Raw genomic sequence first — 21,615 nt, 5'->3', positions numbered from 1 at the left:
AGGCTACTCTGCGGCGACTTTCCTGTCACCTCCCCGCGGCTTGAGCAACGGCGCCAGATACCGCCCGGTGTAGCTGCCCGGCACCTTCGCCACCTGCTCCGGCGTGCCTTCGGCGACGATCTCGCCGCCCTTCACGCCGCCTTCGGGCCCCAGGTCGAGGATCCAGTCGGCGGTCTTGATGACGTCGAGATTGTGCTCGATCACCACCACCGTGTTGCCCTGTTCCACCAGCGCGTGGAGCACTTCCAGGAGCTTGCGCACATCCTCGAAGTGCAGGCCCGTGGTGGGTTCGTCGAGGATGTACAGCGTCTGCCCGGTGGCGCGGCGCGCCAGTTCCTTGGCGAGCTTCACCCGCTGCGCCTCGCCGCCCGACAGCGTCGTCGCCTGCTGGCCCACCTTGACATAGCCGAGGCCCACTTCGGCGAGCATCGCCATGCGGTCGCGGATCGGCGGCACGGCCTTGAAGAACTCGACCGCGTCTTCCACCGTCATGTCGAGCACGTCGGCGATCGACTTGCCCTTGAACTTCACCTCCAGCGTCTCGCGATTGTAGCGCGCGCCGTGGCACACGTCGCAGGTGACATAGACGTCGGGGAGGAAGTGCATCTCAATCTTGAGCACGCCGTCGCCCTGGCACGCCTCGCACCGGCCGCCCTTGACGTTGAAGCTGAACCGGCCGGGCTTGTAGCCGCGCGCCTGTGCCTCGGGGAGGCCGGCGAACCAGTCGCGGATGTTGGTGAAGGCGCCGGTATAGGTCGCCGGGTTCGAGCGCGGGGTGCGGCCGATCGGCGACTGGTCGATGTCGATCACCTTGTCGCAGTTTTCCAGCCCGGTGATCTTGTCGTGCTTGCCGGCGAGCACGCGCGCGCCGTTGAGCTGGCGCGCGGCCGAGGCATAGAGCGTGTCGAGCGTGAAGCTGGACTTGCCCGAGCCTGAGACGCCGGTGATGCAGGTGAAGGTGCCGAGCGGGATGCTCGCGGTGACGCCCTTGAGGTTGTTGGCGACGGCGTTGTGCACCGTGATCTTCTTGCCGTTGCCCTTGCGGCGCTTGGCCGGCAGCGGCACTTCGCGGGTGCCGTTGAGATAGTCGGCGGTGACGCTGCCCTCGGTGGCCAGCACCTCGTCGAGCGTGCCCTTGGCGACGATCTCGCCGCCATGGACGCCGGCGCCCGGTCCCATGTCGATCACATAGTCGGCGGTGCGGATCGCATCCTCGTCATGCTCGACGACGAGCACGGTGTTGCCGAGGTCGCGGAGGCGCTTGAGCGTGGCGAGCAGCATGTCGTTGTCGCGCTGGTGCAGGCCGATGCTCGGCTCGTCGAGGACGTAGAGCACGCCCGACAGCCCGCTGCCGATCTGGCTGGCGAGGCGGATGCGCTGGCTTTCGCCGCCGGACAAGGTGCCCGAGGTGCGATCGAGGTTGAGATAGTCGAGCCCGACATTGTTGAGGAAGCCGAGCCGCTCGTCGATTTCCTTGAGGATCGCGCGGGCGATCTCGCGCTGCTGCGGCGTGAAGGTCTTGGGCAGGGTCTGGAAGAAGCCGAGCGCGTCGACCACCGAGAGATGGGTGGCATAGGCGATGTCCTGTCCGGCGACCTTCACTGCCAGCGCCTCGGGCTTGAGGCGCGCGCCGCCGCACACCTCGCAGGGGTGGGAGGCCTGGTACTTGCCCAGCTCCTCGCGCATCCACGCGCTCTCGGTCTGCAGCATGCGGCGGTTGAGGTTCCCGATCACGCCCTCGAACGGCTTCTTGACGTCGTAGCTCTTGCGGCCGTCGACAAAGGTGAGGGTGACGGCCTTGCCGCCGGTGCCGTGGAGGATGATCAGCTTGACCTCGCCGGGCAGGTCCTTCCACGGCGTGTCGAGACTGAAGCCGAACTCGCGGGCGAGGCTGCCCAGCACCTGCATGTAATAGGGCGAGGGCGGGTTGGACTTGGCCCAGGGCACCACCGCGCCCTTCTTGATGCTGAGATCGTGGTTGGGGACGACGAGGTCCTCGTCGAACTCCAGCTTCTCGCCGAGGCCGTCGCACGCCGGGCAGGCGCCCTGGGGCGCGTTGAACGAGAACAGCCGGGGCTCGATCTCGGGAATCGTGAAGCCGGAGACCGGGCAGGCGAACTTCTCGGAGAAGACGATGCGGTTGTCGGGGATGCCGGTGTTCTTCATCCCCTTCTGCTTCTTCAGCCCCTCCCCTTCAGGGGAGGGGTTGGGGTGGGGGCCGTCCTGTCCTTCGGCTGCGAACGTCTGGGGTGCTTCTCGTACCACTGCACCCGCGCCCTGCAGCGCCTCGACCGTGGTATCCACCAGGTCGACATAGGCCAGCCCCTCGGCCAGCTTGAGCGCCGTCTCGAAGCTCTCGGCCAGCCGCGTGCCGATATCGTCGCGCACCACCAGGCGATCGACCACCACCTCGATATCGTGCTTGAACTTCTTGTCGAGCGCCGGGGCCTCTTCGATCAGGTACATTTCGCCGTCGATGCGGACACGGCTGAACCCGGCCTTCTGCCATTCGGCGAGTTCCTTGCGATACTCGCCCTTGCGGCCGCGCACGACGGGGGCGAGCAGCAGCAGCCGGGTGCCCTCGGGCAGCGCCAGCACGCGGTCTACCATCTGGCTCACCGTCTGCGCGCTGATCGGCAGCCCGGTGGCGGGCGAATAGGGTACGCCCACCCGCGCCCAGAGCAGGCGCATATAGTCGTAGATCTCGGTGACCGTCGCCACCGTCGAGCGCGGGTTGCGGCTGGTGGTCTTCTGCTCGATCGATATGGCAGGGCTGAGGCCCTCGATATGCTCGACATTGGGCTTCTGCATCAGCTCGAGGAACTGGCGCGCATAGGCCGAGAGCGACTCGACATAGCGGCGCTGCCCCTCGGCATAGATGGTGTCGAAGGCGAGGCTCGACTTGCCCGACCCCGACAGCCCGGTGATGACCGTCAGCGTGTCGCGGGGAATGTCGATGTCGACGCCCTTGAGATTATGCTCGCGCGCGCCGCGGACGGAGATCGTGGTGAGTGCCATAGACGAGGTTCTAGCTTTGTTCTGAATGGTTTTCCAGTAGCGGAGATAGGAAGTCGATGCCGCCGCTGCGAGGGGGACGATGGTGCAGCGCGTCGGAAGGCACCGTTGCGTTGGCGTGACGGCCGTCACAGGACCGCGTGACCCAGCCGACGTATAGCGCTGTCAGCGCCGGAGTTTTTCCCATTGGCTCGCGGCGCGACGGGTCTACCGGGGGTGCCGCGCTTCGGGGGAAGCCTGGCATCCACGCGGGCGGGCATGTTCAGGCCGGGGGGCTGGACACGCCCGCCCGCTGCATTTGCCGGTACCCAAACCCCGCCATCCGCCGATGCCCCGCTGCTTCCCCGTCTGCACCCGCTACCGCCACCAGCGATGCTTGCTCGTCGCGCCGAGCGGGACTGGCTCAGTTGTAGTAATAGGGCGAGCGCTTGGCCCAGATTGTGCCGGGGTAGCGGGTGTGGAGCAGGCGGAACGCGCGCTTGCCCATCTGGTTGGCGTTGCCGCCCCAGCGCCCTACGCGAATCAGCCGATACAGCGTCTCGCCCGCGCGCGGATCCTTCGGATGCGCGGCGACATAGGCCAGCGCCGCTTCCCACAGGGTTTTGCCGCCGGCCGTTCCCTCGGGCAGGTCCGCGATCGTGCGATAGGCGCTCCGCTCGCGCAGGGCGGTATCCTGCAGTGGCACCGCAAAGGGCGCGAGATGGATCGGGAAGGGGGCGCCGCACTTGCTGTCGCAGGTGCGGTCGACGGCGGAATCGTCCGAGCCCGACTCCCGGCGGTTCCACCAGCCATCGCCATAGGCGCCGGCGGGTGGGAAGCGAAGGGCATTCGGGCCGCGCGGAGGCTGCACCAGCCATGCTTCCCAATAACCGCCGAACGAAGCAGTGGTGCCGGAAGGGCGGTGATAGTCGGCAAGATCGGCGCGCAGGCTGGGGATCTTGGTCATCACGAAGATCTCGGCAAAGCGCTTGTCGGCGCCCGGCGCGGTTCGCAGGATCCGCTGCCAGTCGCCGCGCACCTGGGGCAGCAGCGTGACGAGCGCGCGCGCCGTCTCATCCACCGCCGCGTCGTCTCGTAGCAGCACTGCCCGCGTGTAGTTGGTGAGCGTCAGATCCAGCCGCAATTCGGTCGGCAGATCGGTGGAGCGGGCAAGCTCGAGCCGAACGGGCAGTGGCAGGCGATCGATCAGCAGTGTGGCGTCCGAGCCGAACGCCACCCAGCCCGCCCCCCGGCGCGCAAGCTGTCCGTCGCTGATCGCGCCGGCATAGCCCAGGCAATCGGCCTGGCCTTCCTGGCAATAGGGCTGGCGCAGCGCATGGGTGGCGAAATCGGCGAGGCTGGTGGCCAGCTGGGTGCGGATGGCGAGGAAGATGTTGCGGTCGGATGGGGTGAGATCGGTCCGCGCGAGGATCGCATCGGCCTGATCGCGCAGCGGGGCGTCCGCTCCGCTACCCATGCGGAGCCGCAGCCAATGATAGCGGGCGGTAAGCCAGGCGGGATCGTCGGCCGGCACGCGCCCGGCCGCGTCGGCAAGCGCGGCGGCGCCCGCGTCCGTTCGCCCGGCAAGGCTCAGCGCGGCGAGCAGCCAGGCATTGCGGTGGGTGGCCTGCCACCGCGCGGTCGCATGGGCGAGACCCTCGGCACGATCACGGGTGCCGAGCGTGGCGATCCAGTCGGCGGCCTCGGGCCGCTCGGCCTTGTCGTTCGAAAGGCTCCAGTAATCCTTGAACTTCACCGCGATGTCCGGCGTGGCGGGCTTGGCGTTCAGTGCCTGGTCCAGCCGGTCGCGCAGCGCGGCGGGGTGCTCGTTATAGTCGAGCACCTGCTGCATCCGCCCGATCTCGCCCTTGCCATAGGTGCCGTCCGGCGCGGCGGCGAGGGTGGCGATGGCGGCATGGGCGCGCGCGAAGGCGGCGGGATCGCGGGTGGTGAGGGCGGCGCGCTGCGCGGTGCGGGTCTGCAGGTAGAGCGCCAGCTTCTGCCAGGGCGACTGGGGATCGCGGCCGATGTCGGCGAAGGTCCGGTCGGCATCGGCAAGGCGACCGTCATACAGCGCGAGCGCGGCCTGCTGGTACAGCCGGTCCGCCCGCAGCCAGGCGGGGGCGGCGGGATCGAGCGGCGGAAGCGAGACGCCGGGCTTGCTGCACGCGGCGAACACCGCATCCTGCCCGGCCACCCAGGCGCGGACCCAGGGCGATCCGGCACCATGGGCGGCGACCCGTGCCTTCAGCGTCGCGGCGGCGGTGGTGAAGGCGTCGCCGAAGCAGGTGGGGATGGAGGTGTAATTGGGGCCGTCGCGCTCGGTGGAGATCCAGTAGAGGTCCGTCGCGACGCCGGGCACCTCGCGGCGGGCGGCGAGCCACGCGCCGGTAAGATCCTGCCAGTCCCCGCAACAGGGCGTGGCGAGCTGTTCGGTGACGTCGGCGCCGGTATCGAGCCCGTTGAGCAGCCGCCAGTCGAGATAGCGGACCGCGGCGGGCGCATCGGGCTTGACGATGCCGACCCGACCGGCGGCCAGGGCGGCGCGATCGATCGGGTGCAGGGCGTGGCTGGTTACGTAATCGAGCAGCGGCCCCGGATCGCCCGAGCCGACCGCCTGCGTCCCCGCCAGCACCGCCATGCCTGCCGCCGCCGCCAGCCACCACCCGCGCTTCATCGCCACTGCTCCACCCTTTTGCGTACCGCATCGAAGGTGGAGGGAGTCCAGCTTTGCGGTGCGAACAGGTAGATCCTACGCCCGGCGGGCGCGCGGGCAATGGGGGTGTCGGCGGAAATTGCGAGCGCTTTGCGGCAGGCGGGTTCGGTCCAGTCGCCGCCACCCTCGATGCGCGCGCGGATCGAGGCATCGCCGCGGCCCATGCGAAACAGCATCGGCACGATTTCGTCGACGGGCAGGCTGCCCAGCCAGTCTTCCTGGCACCAGCTGGCGATCGCAGTCATCGAGAGCGGCGTGCCGCGCGGGAGGCCGGCGCGGACGTCGTGCAGGAGGTCGGCGAGAATCCGGCGCTGCGACTGCCGCACCTCGAAGTCGATCTGGACGCGTGGGGCGGGGACGACGCGGGCGTAATGGAGCACGGCGGCGGCAACGCGGGCACGCAGCATCGGCGTCCAGTGCAGCGGTCGGGAATCATCGATCTGGATATGGACCAGGGCGGTGCCCGGCTGGCGACCGGTACGCAGCGGATAGCGGCGGCCCCGGGCGAGAAAGTTATCGCCGGAAAGCTCGAGAAAGCCGGTCTGCACTGCCACTTCGGCATCCCCCGGCAGGAAGCGAAGGTCCTCGGGGCGTTCCCAGGCCCAGACGATCAGCTTCGGCGGGGCCGTCGCGGGCTTGCAGGCGGCGAGCGCGAGGAGCGGGAGCAGGGGCAGTGGGAGAAGGCGGCGCATGGGGCTCCGGGGGCAGACGGCATGGCTATGCATCATTTTGGCAGGGGTTGCATGCAAGCATCGCCGCATCCGGCGCGCGCCAGGGGAGGGTGCCGCGCCACGTTAGGGGGAGCGTACGCAATGCCACAGATGCCCAAATATGCGGACTATATGTTACCCACGCTGCAGATCCTGCGCGATCTGGGCGGATCGGGCGCCGTCGAGGAGATCGAGGATGCGCTGATCGCCCGGCTGGGCCTGCACGAAAATCTGCTGCACGAGACCTATCCGAAAAGCGGTGCGCCGATCGTGTCGGATCGCATGTCCTGGGCGCGGACCTATCTCAAGAATGCGGGCCTGGTGGAGAGCGGCGGGCGCGGGGTGTGGCTGCTGACCGAGGAAGGATGGCGCGCGGCCGAAAACCGGGCCGAGGACGTGAAGCGTCATGTACTCGATGCGCATAAGGTCGCGCGCGCCGCCTTTCGCAAGCGGCCGCCCGGCGGGGAGGAAGGCGGTTCGGCGACAGCGCTGTCGGAATTCTACGACATCGCCGAAGGCAGTGCCGACTGGGCGGACCAGCTGCTATCGGTGCTGCGCCGGCTGACCCCCGCTGCGTTCGAGCGGCTGTGCCACCGGCTGCTGCGCGAAAGCGGCTTCGTGAAGGTGGAGGTGACCGGGCGTTCCGGCGACGGCGGTATCGACGGTACCGGCGTGCTGCGGATGAACCTGATCAGCTTCCACGTGCTGTTCCAGTGCAAGCGTTATGCAGGGTCGGTGTCGTCGCCGACGGTGCGCGACTTCCGCGGGGCGATGCAGGGGCGGGCGGACAAGGGGCTGATCCTTACCACCGGCAGCTTTACCGCCGATGCCAGGCGGGAGGCCACCCGCGACGGCGCCCCGGCGATCGACCTGATCGACGGCGCGGCGCTGTGCGAACTGCTCAAGGAGCGCGCGATGGGTGTGCGGGTGGAGCCGGTCGTGATCGAGCGGGTGCGGGTGCAGCCGGACTTCTTCGCGGAGATCTGAGCGTGGGGCTCAGAAGGCGCGGGTGAATCCGATCGTCGCGGCCTTGCGGCTATAGTCGTAGATGCCGACGGTCGACTGGTTGCGTTCCCAATCGAGCCGCACGATCGGCGCGAAGCCGTGGATCTGGAGACGGCGGAAGGTGGCGCCGGCGCCGAGGCTGATGTTCCAGTCCCTGCGGCGTTCGGGGAACAGGAACAGTCGGGCATCGCCTTCCAGCCGGCGCAGGCCCGCCGTGGCATAGACGGTGGTACGGCCGAATTCGCGCCAGCCGAGCAGGCTCGCCGCGCCCGAGGCGGTGGCATAGCCGGGGTCCTTGGCGGTCTGGCGCGTGGCGGAGACGGTGATGCTGCCGCCCGCGCGGGCGCTGAAGGCACGCTCATAGGTGACCGCGCCGTTGAGCAGCACACCGTTCTGCAGCGCATTGCCGCGATACCGGGTGTCGGCGATCGTCGCGCTGGTGGTGAGCTGCGCCTTGCTGCCGAGCGGGTGCTGCCAATCCAGCGCGGCGGTAGCGGTACGCGCATAGGGGGTGCCGCCATACCAGCGCTGGGTGCCGCCCACCGAGGGGCGCAGCCGGTCACGGCCGAGGCTCCATTCAAGACCGACCAGCGCCGAGGTCGAGACGTCGTCGAACCGGGCCTGGCGGTAGAAATCGCCCTGGCCGGAGACGCGGGGGACCAGCGACAGATTCTCGGCGATCGGCACCCGGGCGTAGAGCTGGCCGCCCGCATGCGCGCCGATCCCGGATTGCTCGCGGGCGTCGCGCGAAAGCTGGAGCGGGGCGAGCACGGTGTCGAGCGTCGCGGCATCGGTGGCGCGGTTGACGTTGCTGTCCGGCACCAGCGCAACCTCGAGGCTGGCGCCCCAGGGTTTGCGTGAGCGGAGCGCGGCGGCGAACTGATCGACGAGCTGCGCGACCTGTGGCGGGAGGCCGCCGGCCTGGGCCTGGCGCAGTTCACGACGCGCGGCGCCCTCGTCGCCCATCTGCGTGAGCAGCCGGGCGAGTTCCAGCCGCACCCGGGCGGCATCCGGCTTCTCGTCGAGCAGTGCACGATAGGTTGTCGCCGCCTCGCGCTTGCGGCCGAGCCGCTCGAGCAGCTGGCCAAGGCGGAAACGGGCCTCGGCGCGGACCTCGGCATCCGGGTCCTTGGCGAGGGCGCGGTACATGGTCTCGGCATCGCCCGGCTGGCCGCCCGTCTCGGCCTTGGCGGCCAGCGCGAACAGCTCGACCGCCGAGACCTGCCGCTGCGCGGTCGCCTGGGCAAGCGCCGGCAGCGGTGCGAGCAGTGCCAGCGCGAGGGAGAGCAGCGTCCTGTGGGTCACTGCGCCTTCTTAGCCAGCGTTGCGCCGTTGAGAACCGCCTTGTCGCCATTCGCCAGCGTGCGGACCGCATCGAACTTCGCACCGATCTCCTGCGCCTGCGGACCGAAGAACCAGCCGGTCAGGCTACCCGAGCCGCCCGCGGCGTTCAGCGAGCCGGTGAAGCCGTTGGCCGATACGCCTGCGCCGCTGAAGTCGAAGCTGCCGAAGTCGCGGCTGCCCGCCGCTCCGGCGCCGGTGATGGTGAGGCTGCCGCTGGCGCTGGCGCGGGCAAAGTCGACCGCGAAGCCGCTGGTGCCGCCCAGCGTGTAGCTGGCGCCGCCCGCCGTGCCGGTGCCGAACACCAGGCCGGTATAGCTGGCAGTGCCGGTGCGCGGCATCTGGTCGGCCGTCGTACGCTGGCCGAAGGGCAGGTACCAACGCTGCGGATCGCTGCCCGCGGGCGCGGTATTCGCCAGATAGGCGAGCTCGGCGAAGCTGGCATAGCTGAGCGCGAGCGGACCCTTGCCCGCATCGTAGATCCGCGCCTGCACCGCGCCGGCGGCGAGCGTCTTGCGGTAGACATCGAACCCGACATCGCTGGTGATCGCCTCGCGATCGGCGGCGGTGAGCAGTACCAACGTCTCGGCAAGGCCGGGCAGGCCGACGACGCCATAGCCGTTGGCGGCGTCGCCCGAAAAGTCGGGCGCGGCGAGCACGGCGCCCGCGGCGCTGCTGCCCACCGACTTGCCGCCGACCAGGCTGATCGCGGCAGCCTCGCCTGCGGCATCGGTCAGCGCGGCACTGGCGCCGACTTCCTCGCCGTTGGGACCATAGAAGTGGCCGACCAGCGCGCCGTTATAGCCGGCGAACAGGGCGAGGTTGAGGTTGCCGGAAAAGCTGTTGGCGCTGCTGGACAGCGTAGCCGATCCGGTGAAGCTGCCATTGGCGGTGGTGGTGGCGTTGCTCGCATCGATGAAGCTTGCGGTCGCGGTGCCGTTGGTGGCGATGGCGCCGCTGGCGAAATCGGCCGTCAGCGTGCCGGTGCCGCTCAGCGTATAGGGGCCCGGCTGGCCGCCATCCGCCAGCGCGCCGGCGAGCCGGACATCGTAGCTGGCCGAGCCGGTGCGCGGCAGGCCGGCGACGGTGGTCGGCATGCCGAAGGCGAAAGCGTCGGTGAGATAGGCGTTGACGCCGTTGCCGCTCGCCGTGGTCGCCCATCGCCCGGCGCGGACATAGCGCAGGCCGTTCAGCGCATCGAGCGTCAGCTGGTCCGGCGTGCCGGCGGTGGGGCTGGCGGGGAATACGCCGCTGCGGGCGCCGGCGATCACCGTATAATTGCCCGAGGCCGCATCATAGCTGACGATCACCGGCTGCGCGGCCACCGAAGCGCTGTTGAGCGCGCCGCTGGTGCCGTCATAGGCGGCGGCGAGCGCCGTCGTCTCGCCGGTGAAGATCTGGCCGGCGGTGAGATTGTCGAGCCCGGTATTGCCGGTCTGCGCGCCCGACTGGCGGCCGATCAGCACGCCGGCGGCGGCGCGGCCATCGGCATTGGCGGCGCTCCACGAGGCGCCCACTTCCTGCGCGCCCGGGCCGTAGAAGCGGCCATTCATCTGGCCGTTCAGGTCGCCGCCCGAAAAGGCGAAGATGCCCGCGAAATCGTTGCTGTTCGAGGCGAGCTGGCCGAGGCCGGTGAACACCGAGGTGGTGATGGTGTTGCCGGTGGTGGTCGATACTTCCCGCACCGCGCCGCTGGTCACGATCACCCCGCGCAGGAAATCGATGTTGAGCGTGCCGCTGCCGACCAGGCTTTCGGGCACGCCATAGCCGAGCGACCCGACCAGATCGACCGCATAGGCGCCGTTGCCCAGGCGGGGCAGGGCGGTGACGGGCGTCTCCACGCCATAGGTGAAGGCATCGAAGCGCAGCGCGGCGTTGCCACTCGCGTCGAAATCTGCGCGCTGCCAGAAGCCTGCACCGGCATATTGGTAGGTCAGCGTGCCGCTGGTGCCGGGCAGGGTAAGCGATAGCGTATAGTCGCTGTTCGCCCCGGCATGGCGATACACGCGCAGCACGGAATTCGACTGGCTGGAGTCTACGTCGCCGGGAAGGAACGTCTCGGTATTGACGCCGTCGCTGACGGTGTAGCCGCTCGTCGCCGCATCGAAGCGAATGGTAAGTCCCAGCGTCGCAGACAGGCAGCCGCAGGAGCGGGCGTCCGGATAGAAGGTGCCCGCGAAGCCCGCGGCGTTGTTGTCGAACGCCTCGGTCTGGGTAAGCGACAGCAGCGACGCGTTGATCTGGGGGGAGGTCGCCGCCGGGGTCGGACTGGGTGTCGGGGTGGGCGTTGGCGTCGGCGTCGGCGTCGGCGTTGGCGTCGGAGTGGGAGCGGGTGTCGGCGTCGGGGTTGGAGTAGGCGTCGGGGTCGGCGTCGGCGTCGGCGTTGGAGCAGGCGTTGGCGTCGGCGCAGGCGTGGGGCTCGGCGCAGGCGATGGGCTCGGACTCGGGCTCGGCGCGGGCGAGGTGTCCGGGCTGGGGCTGGGTGCCGCGGGCGTCGACGACACGCCGCCGCCACCGCCACCGCCGCTGCACGCCGCAAGCAACGCCAGGGCTGAAACCATTGTCGGGAGCACGACTGCGCGCTTCATGCCGAATCCTCGTAAGTACGCGTTAACCATCGAGTCCGGCTATGCGGCGGGGGGTGATAAGTTTTGGTTAAGGCGGCATTCGCCTTTGCCGTTAAGTGCTTCAGCGCAATGCTTTGTCACGTCCGTCAGGCTTTGTTCACCGCGTTCGGACGATGCTGTCGGCAACAAGATATGTACGGGGTGATGTAATGGTGCGGATGCAACGATTTCTATGCGGCGCGGGCGGCCTGGCGCTGCTCTGCGGCTGTACCGATGCCGGCTTCGCACAGAATGCCCGGGTCGTCTCGGCGAGTTCCGCCGCCGTCGATGCCGAGGGCGAGGATGCCTATCGCTGGATCGACCGCGCCCGCGCGCTGTGGGACACGATTGGCGATGCCCCGCCCGATTACAGCTTCGGCTTCGACGGCGGCAGCCCGGTCGCCTGGGAGACCCGCGACGGCTATTGGGTGGTGGTGGAGGAGCGGCCCGAGGGCGCGCGCACTTATTTCTTCGCGCCTGGCGAGCGCGGCCCGTTCCTGGTACGCGAGGCGGATCGCAGCTTCGGCTTCCAGGACGGCAATGTCGCGGCGGTCTATGACGGCGGCGGGACGCTGCTTTCGAGCTATGACGGCGCCCGATGGCTGGGGGAAGGCGAACGGCTGTACCAGCGCGGTCGGCGGGTGCGGAGCGCGCTGCTCGACCGCCAATGGTCGCCCGTCGACACCACGAGCTGGGCGGACCTCAACCTGTTCTTCGTCGGTATCGACTCGGGCTGGGATTCGGGCTGGCGCTACCGCAACGACGGCTATGCGCTGGCCGAGCAGCGCCGCTGGGCCGAGGAGCGCGCCCGCCGCGCCGCGATGGCCGCAGCCTTCGCGCAGTGGCGGAACGGCGGCTTCCAGGGGCCGCCGCCTCCGGGACTAGGGCATCGCTGGCAGCATCGCCCACCGCGGCCGGGCAGTCCGCCCTATGGCGCGCAGCCGCCGCGCCCACCACGACCGCCGGTCGCCGGCCAGCCCGCCCCGCCGCGCCCCGGCGATGGGCGGCCCGGGCGCCCCTGGATGTGGGGTGGACTGCCGGGCGGGCAGGGGGGCGTGCGTCCCGACCGCCCGCATGGGGGCACACGCCCGACGCCGATACCGCCGGGCACGGTTCCCGGCGCACCCCCGCCCGGCACCGTGCCCGGAACGCAGCCCCCGGCCGCCGGTGCGCCCGGTCAGCCGCCGGCAGCCGGTGCCCCGGGCTGGCATGGCTGGGGGCCCGGCGGCCCTCGACGGCCGCGCCCGGACGGATCGGTCGGGCGACCGCCGCGCCCCGATGGCGACGGCCCAGGCCGCCCCGGTTGGCAGGGACCTCGACCCGGCTGGCAGGGACCTCGACCCGGCTGGCAGGGACCTCGACCCGGCTGGCAGGGTGGCCGGCCGGGCGGTGCTGCGCCGCAGCCCGGATCGCCGCCGGGCACGGCACCCGCCGCGCCGCCGCCGCCCGCCGGGGCACAGGGCGAGCCGCCCCGACGTGGCGGCGGCTGGATGTCGCCTGGCTGGGCGCGGCAGGGCCGCATCGACGCCGGTGGCGGGGCCGCGCCTGCACCGGCGCCGGCGCGACCGGCACCACCGCCGCCGGCCCCCCATGTGGCGCCGGCGGCCAGGCCCGCCCCGCCGCCCCGGCCGGAGGCGCGTTCGGTGTCCCCGGCGGTGCGGGGGAGGATGGAGGCGCGCAGCGAGTAGCGGCAGAAGCGGGGCGGACGCCCATTCGAGGGGGGGAGCCATCCCCCCATTCGGGCTTGCCGCCAAAGTTGCGCTCGCGCACCGGTTGTTGCGAAAGGATCGCAGCATGACCCGCGTCGCCCCCGTTTCCGAAGCGCAGCCCGTGGTGCTGGTCGTCGACGACGATCCGCTGGTACGCGGTGCGCTCGATTCGCTCTTTCGCTCGGTCGACTTCGCCGTGCGCAACTATGGCTCGGCCCAGGAATTATTGGATGCGCCGCTGCCGGAGACGCCCTGCTGCCTGGTGGTGGACGTGCGCATGCCGCACATGGGCGGCTTCGAATGCCGCGACCGGCTGGTTGAGCGCGGCGTCGACCTGCCGGTGATCTTCCTCACCGGGCATGGCGATATTCCCATGTCGGTCAAGGCGATGAAGGGGGGCGCGGTAGACTTCCTGACCAAGCCGTTCCGCGACCAGGATCTGCTCGACGCGGTCAACACCGGGCTCGCCCGTGCCGCCGAGCGGCGGAGCGCCTATCGCGATGCCGCGGCGATGCGTGAGCGTTTCGCCACGCTCACCGCCCGCGAGCGCCAGGTGATGGAGGGGGTGGTGCGGGGCCTGCTCAACAAGCAGATCGCCGGCGAGCTGGGCATCGCCGAGATCACCGTGAAGCTCCACCGCGCCAGCCTGATGCGCAAGATGGGGCTGCGCACGGTGCCGGATCTGGTGCGCGCGGCCGAAGGGCTTACGTCCCAATCTGCAAATGCGTAGATTCCCGAATAAACAGGCGTATAGCTTACAGTCGGGTTCGCGCTCCCTACTTTTGCCCAAAGTACCGGATGCCCCGGTGTGCAAGGAGCGTAGCGCGTGCCGGATAGCCTGGTTGCCGTGGTGGACGATGATGCCCTGGTTCGGGATGCGGCGGCGAGCCTGATCCGGTCGCTCGGCTATCGCACGGCGCAATATCCCTCCGCCGACGCCTATCTCGACGCGAGCCCCGCCGATACCGATGTGGTGCTGACCGACATGCAGATGCCGGGGCGCTCGGGGCTGGAATTGCGCCACATGCTGCGCGAGCGCGGATCGCGGGTGCCGGTAATCCTGATGACCGCCTATCTGACCGACGAACTGCGCGCGCGCGCCGAAGCGCTCGATCTGGTCGCGCTGCTGGACAAGCCGGTCAATCCCGATCTCCTCTCCGACGCACTGGCGGCAGCGGTCCGCTAAAGGATCAGGCGGCGATCGGCAGCTCGATCGCGGCGAGCGCACCGCCATCGGGGTGATTGCTGAGCGCGATCCGCCCATCGTGCAGCTCGACGATCGAGCGGCAGATCGACAGGCCCAGTCCCATGCCGCCGGGCTTGGTGGTGGCGAAGGTTTCGAACGGCTCGGTGATGTCGGTGGAAAGGCCTGGGCCATGGTCCCGCAGCAGCAGCAGGACGTGATCGTCGTTCGCGTGCAGCGTCAGGTCCATGCGCTTGTCGGCGATGCCGGCGCTTTCCATCGCCTGAAGTGCATTGGTGATCAGGTTGAGCAGCAAATGCTTGAGCAGGATCCGGTCTCCGACCACCGTCGGCTCGCTTAGCGCCGCGACATGGATGCGCGCGCCGTGCGCGTCGAGGTCGCGCGCGGCGATGGCAAGCGTGTCGGCGACCAGCGTGCCGAGCCGGAGCGGCGCCATCTCCCCTTGCGAGCCGCCGACCAGCGAGCGAACCCGCTGGATCACCGCATGCACGTTCGCGACCGCCTGGTTGAGCCCGGCGAGCGACAGCCGCACTTCGTCCAGGTCCGGCTCGGGCCGGGCGAGCCAGCGGGCGGCGGAATCGGCATAGCTCTGCAGCGCGGAGATCGGCTGGTTGATCTCGTGTGCGATCGAAGCCGACATCGCCCCGATCGCCACGGTGCGCTGAACGCGTTCCAGCTCCATGCGCGTACGTTCGACGGTGCTTTCCAGCCGTTTGCGCTGGCGGACGTCGAGGATGCTGCCGGGCACGTGCGCTAGACAGGTGCCCGGCGCGAGGCTGAAGGCGATGATGATGTCGATCGGCGTGCCGTCGGCGGCGATCACCTGGGTCTCGGCCTGGAACATCGGCCGCCGCTCGTCGATCGCGAGGATGCAATCAGCGAAGCTGGCGTCGGTTTCGGGGAGGAAATCGCTAAGCTTGCGGAAGAAGGCAGCCTTGTTCGGTACTCCCATCAGTTCAAGTGCGGTCTTGTTGACGTCGGTGATGCGGACCTGACGCCGGATCTCGACGACGAATTCGGGATGCGCGCGGAGATAGGCGCGCAGATCGGTGACGCCGCACGCCCGCAGCGCGTGGATCGCTGCGTCGACGCAGCTGAAGTCATGCTCCCAGATCGCGACTGCCAGCGTGTCCGTCATCGTCGTATAGCGGCGCTCCTCGCGCGCCATGCGCTGGTCCAGCGTGATGCGGTGGAGTAGCAACGCAGTGGTGACCGTATTGGCGGCGATGCTCACCAGCAGGCGCAGCACGGCTTCGGTCGCGGGCGCATCGCGATGCACGACGACGAAGCTTGTCAGGGTAAGCGCCGCGCAGGTCACCGCCCAGCCGAGCAGTTGCCGCCGGGTGAGGTTCGCACCGGCGAGCAGCAGCACGAGCACGTACAGCGTCGCGATCGCGCTGTGGAAGCTAGTGAAGCTGTCGATCCAGAAGATGCCGAGCGCGAGCAGCGCGGCGGCCAGCGCGCGGAGGCGGGCGCCGTCCAGGCTGGTGCGCAGCCGCGTCACGCCCGACAGGGAGACGCTGCCGCCGCCCCTGGCTCGATCCCCGAAATCCGACATGGGAGGAAGGATGCCGTGGTGACTGCGATGTCACCAGCCCAAGGCGAGCGACGCGGTACCCCCCTTTTGGGGGTTGCGCCGGGTGTGTGGAGTCGGAGGCAAGACATGGTTGCCGCGCACCATCCATCATCCCGGCGAAAGCCGGGGCCCGTCGCCTTTTGCCAGCAACGAGAGCCGCAACGATGACTCCAATGGATCCCGGCTTCCGCCGGGATGACGACGGGGAAGGCCGGTGCAGAAAACCCCGGCGACCCGCCCGCCGAAAAATTAGATCGCGTTTTCTTCGCGCACCGCCTCGGTCGCGCCCATCAGCGCCGGGAAGAAGCCTTCATGCGCGGCGCGCAGATCGGTCAGGTTAACGCAGAAATCGCCTTCTTCCATCTCGAAGATGATGCGGTTGGCGATGGTGCGGCCGATCGGATCGGCCGCGAGGCCGGCCTTGTCGGCGGCGACCAGGAAGTCGGCCAGCGCCTCGTCCTTCACCGTCACCACGTACAGGCCCTGGTCCTCGCCGAACCAGCTGCCGGCGACGCCGAAGGGCTGGGGCTGATCGAGAATCGCGCCGATGTTCGAGGCCAGCGCCATCTCGGCCACCGCGACCGCGAGGCCGCCGTCCGACACGTCATGGCAGGCGGTGATCGCACCGCCGCAGATCGCCGAGCGGATGAACGCGCCGGTGCGGCGCTCCATCATCAGGTCGACCGGCGGGGGCGGGCCTTCCTCGCGGCCGCAGATCTCGCGCAGCCAGATCGACTGGCCGAGATGACCGCCGCGCTCGCCGACCGCGATGATCACGTCGCCGGTGCCCTTGAAGGCGATGGTGCAGTTCTTCTGCCAGTCCTTGAGCAGGCCGATCGCGCCGATCGCAGGCGTCGGCAGGATCGCCGAGCCGCCGCCGGTGGCCTTGCTTTCGTTGTAGAGGCTGACATTGCCCGAGACGATCGGGAAGTCGAGCGCGCGGCACGCCTCGCTCATGCCTTCGAGCGCGCCGACGATCTGGCCCATGATCTCCGGGCGCTGCGGGTTGGCGAAGTTGAGGCAGTTGGTCACCGCCAGCGGGGTCGCCCCCACCGAAGAGAGGTTGCGCCAGGCTTCTGCAATGGCTTGCTTGCCGCCCTCGACCGGGTCGGCGAAGCAATAGCGCGGGGTGCAATCGGTGGTGATCGCCAGGCCCTTGTCGGTACCGTGGACGCGTACGACCGCGGCGTCGCCGCCCGGGCGCTGCACCGTGTCGCCGCCGACCATGTGGTCATACTGCTCCCAGATCCAGCGGCGGCTGGCGATGTCCGGCGAGCCCATCAGCTTGACGAGATCGGCGGCGGGATCGGTGCATTCCGGCACGTTCTGCAACTCGGCCGGCTTGGGCGTCGGCACGTGCGGGCGATCGTAGAGCGGTGCCTCGTCGGCGAGCGGGGCGAGCGGGATGTCGCACACCACGTCGCCCTTCCACTTGAGCACCATGCGGCCGGTGTCGGTCACATGGCCGATCACCGCGAAGTCGAGCTCCCACTTGCGGAAGATGGCTTCCGCGAAATCCTCGCGGCCGGGCTTGAGCACCATCAGCATGCGCTCCTGCGACTCGGAGAGCATCATCTCATAGGGCGTCATGCCGGTTTCGCGCTGGGGCACGTCGTCCATGATCAGCTCGATGCCGACGCCGCCCTTGGATGCCATCTCGACGCTGGAGGAAGTGAGGCCGGCGGCGCCCATGTCCTGGATCGCGACGATCGCGTCCGAAGCCATCAGCTCGAGACAGGCCTCGATCAGCAGCTTCTCGGTGAACGGATCGCCGACCTGGACGGTGGGGCGCTTCTCTTCCGAATCCTCGCCGAAATCGGCCGAGGCCATCGTTGCGCCGTGGATGCCGTCGCGGCCGGTCTTGGAGCCGACATAGACGATCGAATTGCCGACGCCGGAGGCCGCCGAATAGAAGATCTTGTCGGTATCGGCGATGCCGACGGTCATCGCGTTGACCAGGATGTTGCCGTCATAGGCGGGGTGGAAGTTCACCTCGCCGCCCACGGTCGGCACGCCGACGCAATTGCCATAGCCGCCGATGCCGTGGACGACGCCGGCGATCAGGTGCTTCATCTTGGGATGGTCGGGGCGGCCGAAGCGCAGCGCGTTCATGTTGGCGATCGGTCGCGCGCCCATGGTGAACACGTCGCGCAGGATGCCGCCTACGCCGGTCGCCGCACCCTGATAGGGCTCGATGTAGCTCGGGTGGTTGTGGCTCTCCATCTTGAAGATCGCCGCCTGGCCGTCGCCGATGTCGACGACGCCGGCATTCTCGCCGGGGCCGCAGATCACCTGCGGGCCGGTGGTCGGCAGCTTCTTCAGGTGGATGCGGCTGGACTTGTAGCTGCAATGCTCGGACCACATCACCGAGAAGATGCCGAGCTCGGTCAGGTTGGGCTCGCGACCAAGCGCCTTGAGGACGCGGTCATACTCTTCGGGCGACAGGCCGTGCTCGGCCACGATCTCGGGCGTGATCTGGGTCATGGCCGGACCCCTTAGCGGGGTGTTGCGCGCGCGTCACCCCGGGAGTTACGGAGGGAGCCGAGAACCGCTCGTTAACATAGATCATGTTGGAACACTGCCATGTTCGTTCAGCCTCTTCCCGGCTCAGGACTGTGTGCGCGCGATCCGCTGATCCCGCTCCCGGCCGCGTGGGAGTGCGATCTCGACACCAACGCGATCCGCTGGTCGCCGGGCGTCTACGATCTTTTCGGCATCCCGCGGGGCGCGCCGGTGACGCGCGACGACATCGTCGCGATGTACACGCCGGAGTCGCGCGGGTTGCTGGAGGCAGTGCGGAGCAGGGCGATCGCGGAAGGCGGCAGCTTTACCATCGACGTGCAGATCCAGCGCCGCGATGGCGCCGTGCGCAGGATGCGGCTGACCGCCGACGTGCAGTTCGAGCAGGGCCGGCCCGTGCGCCTCTACGGCACCAAGCTGGACGTGACGGACGAATAGCGCCCAGGATTCGGGGGCATCGCGATGCCTACAACACCGCCCATAGGGTCAGCAGCAGCGCGGTCATCGCGGCGTTCAGGGCCATCCCGATGCCGGCGAAGGTGCCGCCGATCTCCGTAACCTGGAAAGCGCGGGCGGTGCCGAATCCATGGGCGGCTACTCCGGCGGCGAATCCCCGGACGCGGTAATCGGACATGCGGAGTGCATTGAGCAGGGGCGTGGCGATCATCGCGCCGAACACGCCGGCGATCAGCACCACCACCGCCGCCAGTGCGGGGATGCCGCCGAGCTGCGTCGCCAGCGCCATCGCGACCGGCGTGGTCACCGAACGCGGCGCGACCGTCGCAAGGATCTGGGCACTGCCGCCAAAGGCCCAGACTATTCCGGTGACGCTGCAAATCGCGGTCAGCGATCCGGCGAACAGCGCGAGCAGCAGCGGTCCGGCGGCGCGGCGAACCAGCGCACGGTTGCGCCATAGCGGCACCGCCAGCCCCACCGTCGCCGGGCCGAGCAGAAAGCCGAGCATGGCGGTGTTCTGCGCATAGACGGGGTAGGGCGTATGGGTGGCGAGCAGGAGCGCGATCAGCACCGGCGTCGCCAGCAGCACTGGGTGGCAGAGCGGATGGCGGTTGCTGCGCTTCGACAGGCGATCGGCGCCCTCGAACACCAGCAGCGTCACCGCCAGCCAGGAAAGGGGGGTGCCCTGCAGCATATGCAACATTGCGCTCATGCGCCGCGCTCCGTCCGCGCCAGCGCCCAGCGGAAGACGAGCGCAGTAACCGCCATGGTCAGCAGCGTCGACACGAGCGTCGCGACGACGATCGCCACGCCGTTGCGGGCAAGGACCGGGCCCTCCTCGATCAGGCCCACCGCCGCGGGGACGAACATCACCGAGAGATGCGCGGTCAGCCAGGCCGAGACCTGGACCAGGGTGGGCCGCTCGCCCGGGCGGAGCAGCAGCCAGCCGAGCAGCAGGAACATGCCGATGACGGCCCCCGGCAGCGGCAGGCCGGAGAGCAGGTGGATCCCCTCGCCGAGCAGCTGGCAGAGGAGCAGGGTGGCGATGGCGGCGATCATGGCCGGATGCCATGCCATGCCCGCGCGGCGAGGTACACTGCGGGGTAGGGGAGGGCTGGTTGCGGGGGGGGCGTAAGCGGTCCGGGCGGCTGTTGGCGGAGGACATTGGGCGCACCCCTCCGTTCGTCATCCCGGCGAAAGCCGGGATCCAGTCGCCTCTCGGCTTCAGCAAGCGCCGGAACGGAGACCCCAATGGATCCCGGCTTTCGCCGGGATGACGGCTCAAGGTTACTCCGCCGCCTCTGCCTGCGCTTCCAGCGGCATCAGCGCCGTGATGTTGGCCTGGATCCACTCGACCAGATCCTCGACCTTCGCCGCCGCCTCCGCGCCGAGCGGGGTCAAGCTGTATTCGACGTGCGGCGGCACCACCGGCAGGCTGCGGCGGGTGACGAGCTGATGCGCCTCGAGCTGCTGGAGCGTCTGGGCGAGCATGCGTTCGCTCACCCCGTTCACCCGGCGGCGGAGTTCGCTGAAGCGGCGGGTGCCGTCGCGGAGTGCCACCAGGACAAGCAGGCCCCAGCTGCTGGTGATTCGCTTGAGTACCGCGCGCGAGGGGCAATCCGGGACGAACACGTCGCCGCGCGCCATCATCGCGGCCAGGGTGCGGGGTGTTTCGTCCGACATTTTTTGACACTTACCTTTATGTGCGTACTTACGATTCGTAAGTGGGGTGTTACATCGCTCGGGTCAATCCATGATTGGAAGGAACTGCCATGTACGCCGTTACCGGAGCTTCGGGCCAGCTCGGCCGCCTCGTCCTCGAATCGCTGCTGGAGAAGGTCGCGCCGAGCGAGATCGTCGCGCTCGTGCGCAATCCCGACAGCGTCGCCGACCTCGCCGCAAAGGGCGTGACCGTGCGCGCGTTCGACTATGATGCGCCGGAGACGCTGGCGTCGGGGCTGGCGGGCGTGAGCCGGCTGCTGCTCATTTCCGGCAACGCCATCGGCAGCCGCGTACCCCAGCACCGAGCGGTGATCGATGCCGCCAAGGCGGCGGGCGTGCAGCTGATCGCCTATACCAGCCTGCTCCGCGCGCAGACCTCGCCGATGCAGATGGCGGTCGAGCACAAGGCGACCGAGGATCTGCTCGCGGCCAGCGGCGTGCCCCACGCATTGCTGCGCAACGGCTGGTACACCGAAAATTACCTGATGAGCGCCGGTCCCGCCATCGAACATGGCGTGCTGATCGGCAGCGCGGGTGACGGGCTGGTCTCGGGGGCTGCGCGCGCGGACTATGCCGAGGCGGCGGCGGTGGTGCTCGCGCGTGGGGAGGCAGGGACCTATGAGCTGGCCGGCGATACCGGCTTCACCCATGCCGAGCTCGCTGCGGCGCTGGCCGAGGCGTCGGGCAAGCCGGTCGCGTATCAGGACCTGCCCCAGGCCGAATACGCCAAGGCGCTGGAAGGCGCTGGGCTGCCGGGCCCGTTCGCGGCGATCCTCGCCGACAGCGATGCGCGGGTTGCCGACGGCGCGCTGTTCGAGGACTCGAAGACGCTGTCCGGGCTGATCGGCCGGCCGACCACGCCGTGGCGCGATACGATCGCGGCGGGGGTGCGGGGCTGAAAAATTCCTCCCCGGAACGGGGAGGGGGACCATTCGCGCCAGCGAATGGTGGAGGGGCCGCGCCGAAAGGCGCGGAAACCTCACCGCGGGGGACACCGCCGCGTGCGCGGCGGCCCCTCCACCACCGTCTTCGGCGGCGGTCCCCCTCCCCGTGCCG

16 protein-coding genes are annotated in these 21,615 nt (G+C 69.4%); 6 read left to right on the top strand and 10 right to left on the bottom strand.

The features are described from left to right. Positions 1-3 precede the first annotated feature (3 nt). From uvrA to A7X12_RS01780, 3 genes are all read right to left on the bottom strand, one after another. A complete protein-coding gene (gene uvrA, locus A7X12_RS01790; RefSeq protein ID WP_064309930.1) occupies positions 4-3,018 on the bottom strand; it encodes an excinuclease ABC subunit UvrA in 3,015 nt (1,004 codons plus the stop codon). A 400-nt stretch (positions 3,019-3,418) separates the two neighbouring features. Next, on the bottom strand, positions 3,419-5,671 hold the full coding sequence (locus A7X12_RS01785) for a hypothetical protein (protein ID WP_064309929.1): 2,253 nt from the start codon (positions 5,669-5,671) through the stop codon (positions 3,419-3,421). Beyond that, a complete protein-coding gene (locus A7X12_RS01780) occupies positions 5,668-6,402 on the bottom strand; it encodes a hypothetical protein (protein WP_064309928.1) in 735 nt (244 codons plus the stop codon). The genes A7X12_RS01785 and A7X12_RS01780 overlap by 4 nt, the downstream gene beginning before the upstream one ends. 120 nt (positions 6,403-6,522) lie before the next feature. On the opposite strand from A7X12_RS01780, the gene A7X12_RS01775 reads away from it, so the two are divergent. Beyond that, positions 6,523-7,407 (top strand): restriction endonuclease, encoded by an 885-nt coding sequence (locus A7X12_RS01775; protein WP_064309927.1) that lies wholly within the window; start codon positions 6,523-6,525, stop codon positions 7,405-7,407. Positions 7,408-7,416: 9 nt separating this feature from the next. Here A7X12_RS01775 and A7X12_RS01770 read toward each other — a convergent pair whose 3' ends face one another. Then, positions 7,417-8,730 (bottom strand): surface lipoprotein assembly modifier, encoded by a 1,314-nt coding sequence (locus A7X12_RS01770; protein ID WP_064309926.1) that lies wholly within the window; start codon positions 8,728-8,730, stop codon positions 7,417-7,419. Further along, on the bottom strand, positions 8,727-11,354 hold the full coding sequence (locus tag A7X12_RS25815; RefSeq protein ID WP_064309925.1) for a transferrin-binding protein-like solute binding protein: 2,628 nt from the start codon (positions 11,352-11,354) through the stop codon (positions 8,727-8,729). The genes A7X12_RS01770 and A7X12_RS25815 overlap by 4 nt, the downstream gene beginning before the upstream one ends. Positions 11,355-11,551: 197 nt before the next feature. Here A7X12_RS25815 and A7X12_RS01760 point away from each other — a divergent pair, with 197 nt between their 5' ends. The 3 genes from A7X12_RS01760 (at position 11,552) to A7X12_RS01750 (ending at position 14,267) form a co-directional block, all read left to right on the top strand. Beyond that, a complete protein-coding gene (locus A7X12_RS01760; RefSeq protein WP_157105470.1) occupies positions 11,552-13,060 on the top strand; it encodes a hypothetical protein in 1,509 nt (502 codons plus the stop codon). Between the two features lie 106 nt (positions 13,061-13,166). Next, entirely contained in the window at positions 13,167-13,811 is a 645-nt protein-coding gene (locus A7X12_RS01755) for a response regulator transcription factor (RefSeq protein WP_064309923.1), read from the top strand. 96 nt (positions 13,812-13,907) lie between these two features. Beyond that, entirely contained in the window at positions 13,908-14,267 is a 360-nt protein-coding gene (locus tag A7X12_RS01750) for a response regulator transcription factor (RefSeq protein ID WP_064309922.1), read from the top strand. 4 nt (positions 14,268-14,271) lie between these two features. Here the strand turns inward: A7X12_RS01750 and A7X12_RS01745 are convergent, their stop codons facing one another. Further along, positions 14,272-15,843, bottom strand: a complete 1,572-nt coding sequence (locus A7X12_RS01745; protein WP_064309921.1) for a PAS domain-containing sensor histidine kinase — start codon at positions 15,841-15,843, stop codon at positions 14,272-14,274. Positions 15,844-16,110: 267 nt separating this feature from the next. Further along, positions 16,111-18,345, bottom strand: a complete 2,235-nt coding sequence (gene purL / locus A7X12_RS01740) for a phosphoribosylformylglycinamidine synthase subunit PurL (RefSeq protein ID WP_064309920.1) — start codon at positions 18,343-18,345, stop codon at positions 16,111-16,113. A gap of 99 nt (positions 18,346-18,444) precedes the next feature. Here purL and A7X12_RS01735 point away from each other — a divergent pair, with 99 nt between their 5' ends. Further along, positions 18,445-18,819 (top strand): PAS domain-containing protein, encoded by a 375-nt coding sequence (locus A7X12_RS01735; RefSeq protein WP_064309919.1) that lies wholly within the window; start codon positions 18,445-18,447, stop codon positions 18,817-18,819. 28 nt (positions 18,820-18,847) lie between these two features. On the opposite strand, the gene A7X12_RS01730 is transcribed toward A7X12_RS01735, so the two are convergent. The 3 genes from A7X12_RS01730 to A7X12_RS01720 all read right to left on the bottom strand — a co-directional run bounded on the left by A7X12_RS01730 (position 18,848) and on the right by A7X12_RS01720 (position 20,520). After that, positions 18,848-19,549, bottom strand: a complete 702-nt coding sequence (locus tag A7X12_RS01730) for an LrgB family protein (protein WP_064309918.1) — start codon at positions 19,547-19,549, stop codon at positions 18,848-18,850. After that, entirely contained in the window at positions 19,546-19,896 is a 351-nt protein-coding gene (locus A7X12_RS01725) for a CidA/LrgA family protein (RefSeq protein WP_064309917.1), read from the bottom strand. The genes A7X12_RS01730 and A7X12_RS01725 overlap by 4 nt, the downstream gene beginning before the upstream one ends. A 228-nt stretch (positions 19,897-20,124) precedes the next feature. Then, positions 20,125-20,520 carry a winged helix-turn-helix transcriptional regulator gene (locus A7X12_RS01720; RefSeq protein ID WP_064309916.1) on the bottom strand — a complete coding sequence of 132 codons (396 nt, stop codon included), beginning with the start codon at positions 20,518-20,520 and terminating at the stop codon, positions 20,125-20,127. Between the two features lie 89 nt (positions 20,521-20,609). Here A7X12_RS01720 and A7X12_RS01715 point away from each other — a divergent pair, with 89 nt between their 5' ends. Then, entirely contained in the window at positions 20,610-21,458 is an 849-nt protein-coding gene (locus A7X12_RS01715; protein ID WP_064309915.1) for an SDR family oxidoreductase, read from the top strand. Positions 21,459-21,615 lie beyond the last annotated feature (157 nt).

Source organism: Sphingomonas sp. TDK1, assembly GCF_001650735.1.
GTDB lineage: Bacteria > Pseudomonadota > Alphaproteobacteria > Sphingomonadales > Sphingomonadaceae > Sphingomonas.
The sequence above is the reverse complement of the archived record's forward strand: the minus strand, read 5'-3'. Positions and strand labels throughout refer to the sequence as shown.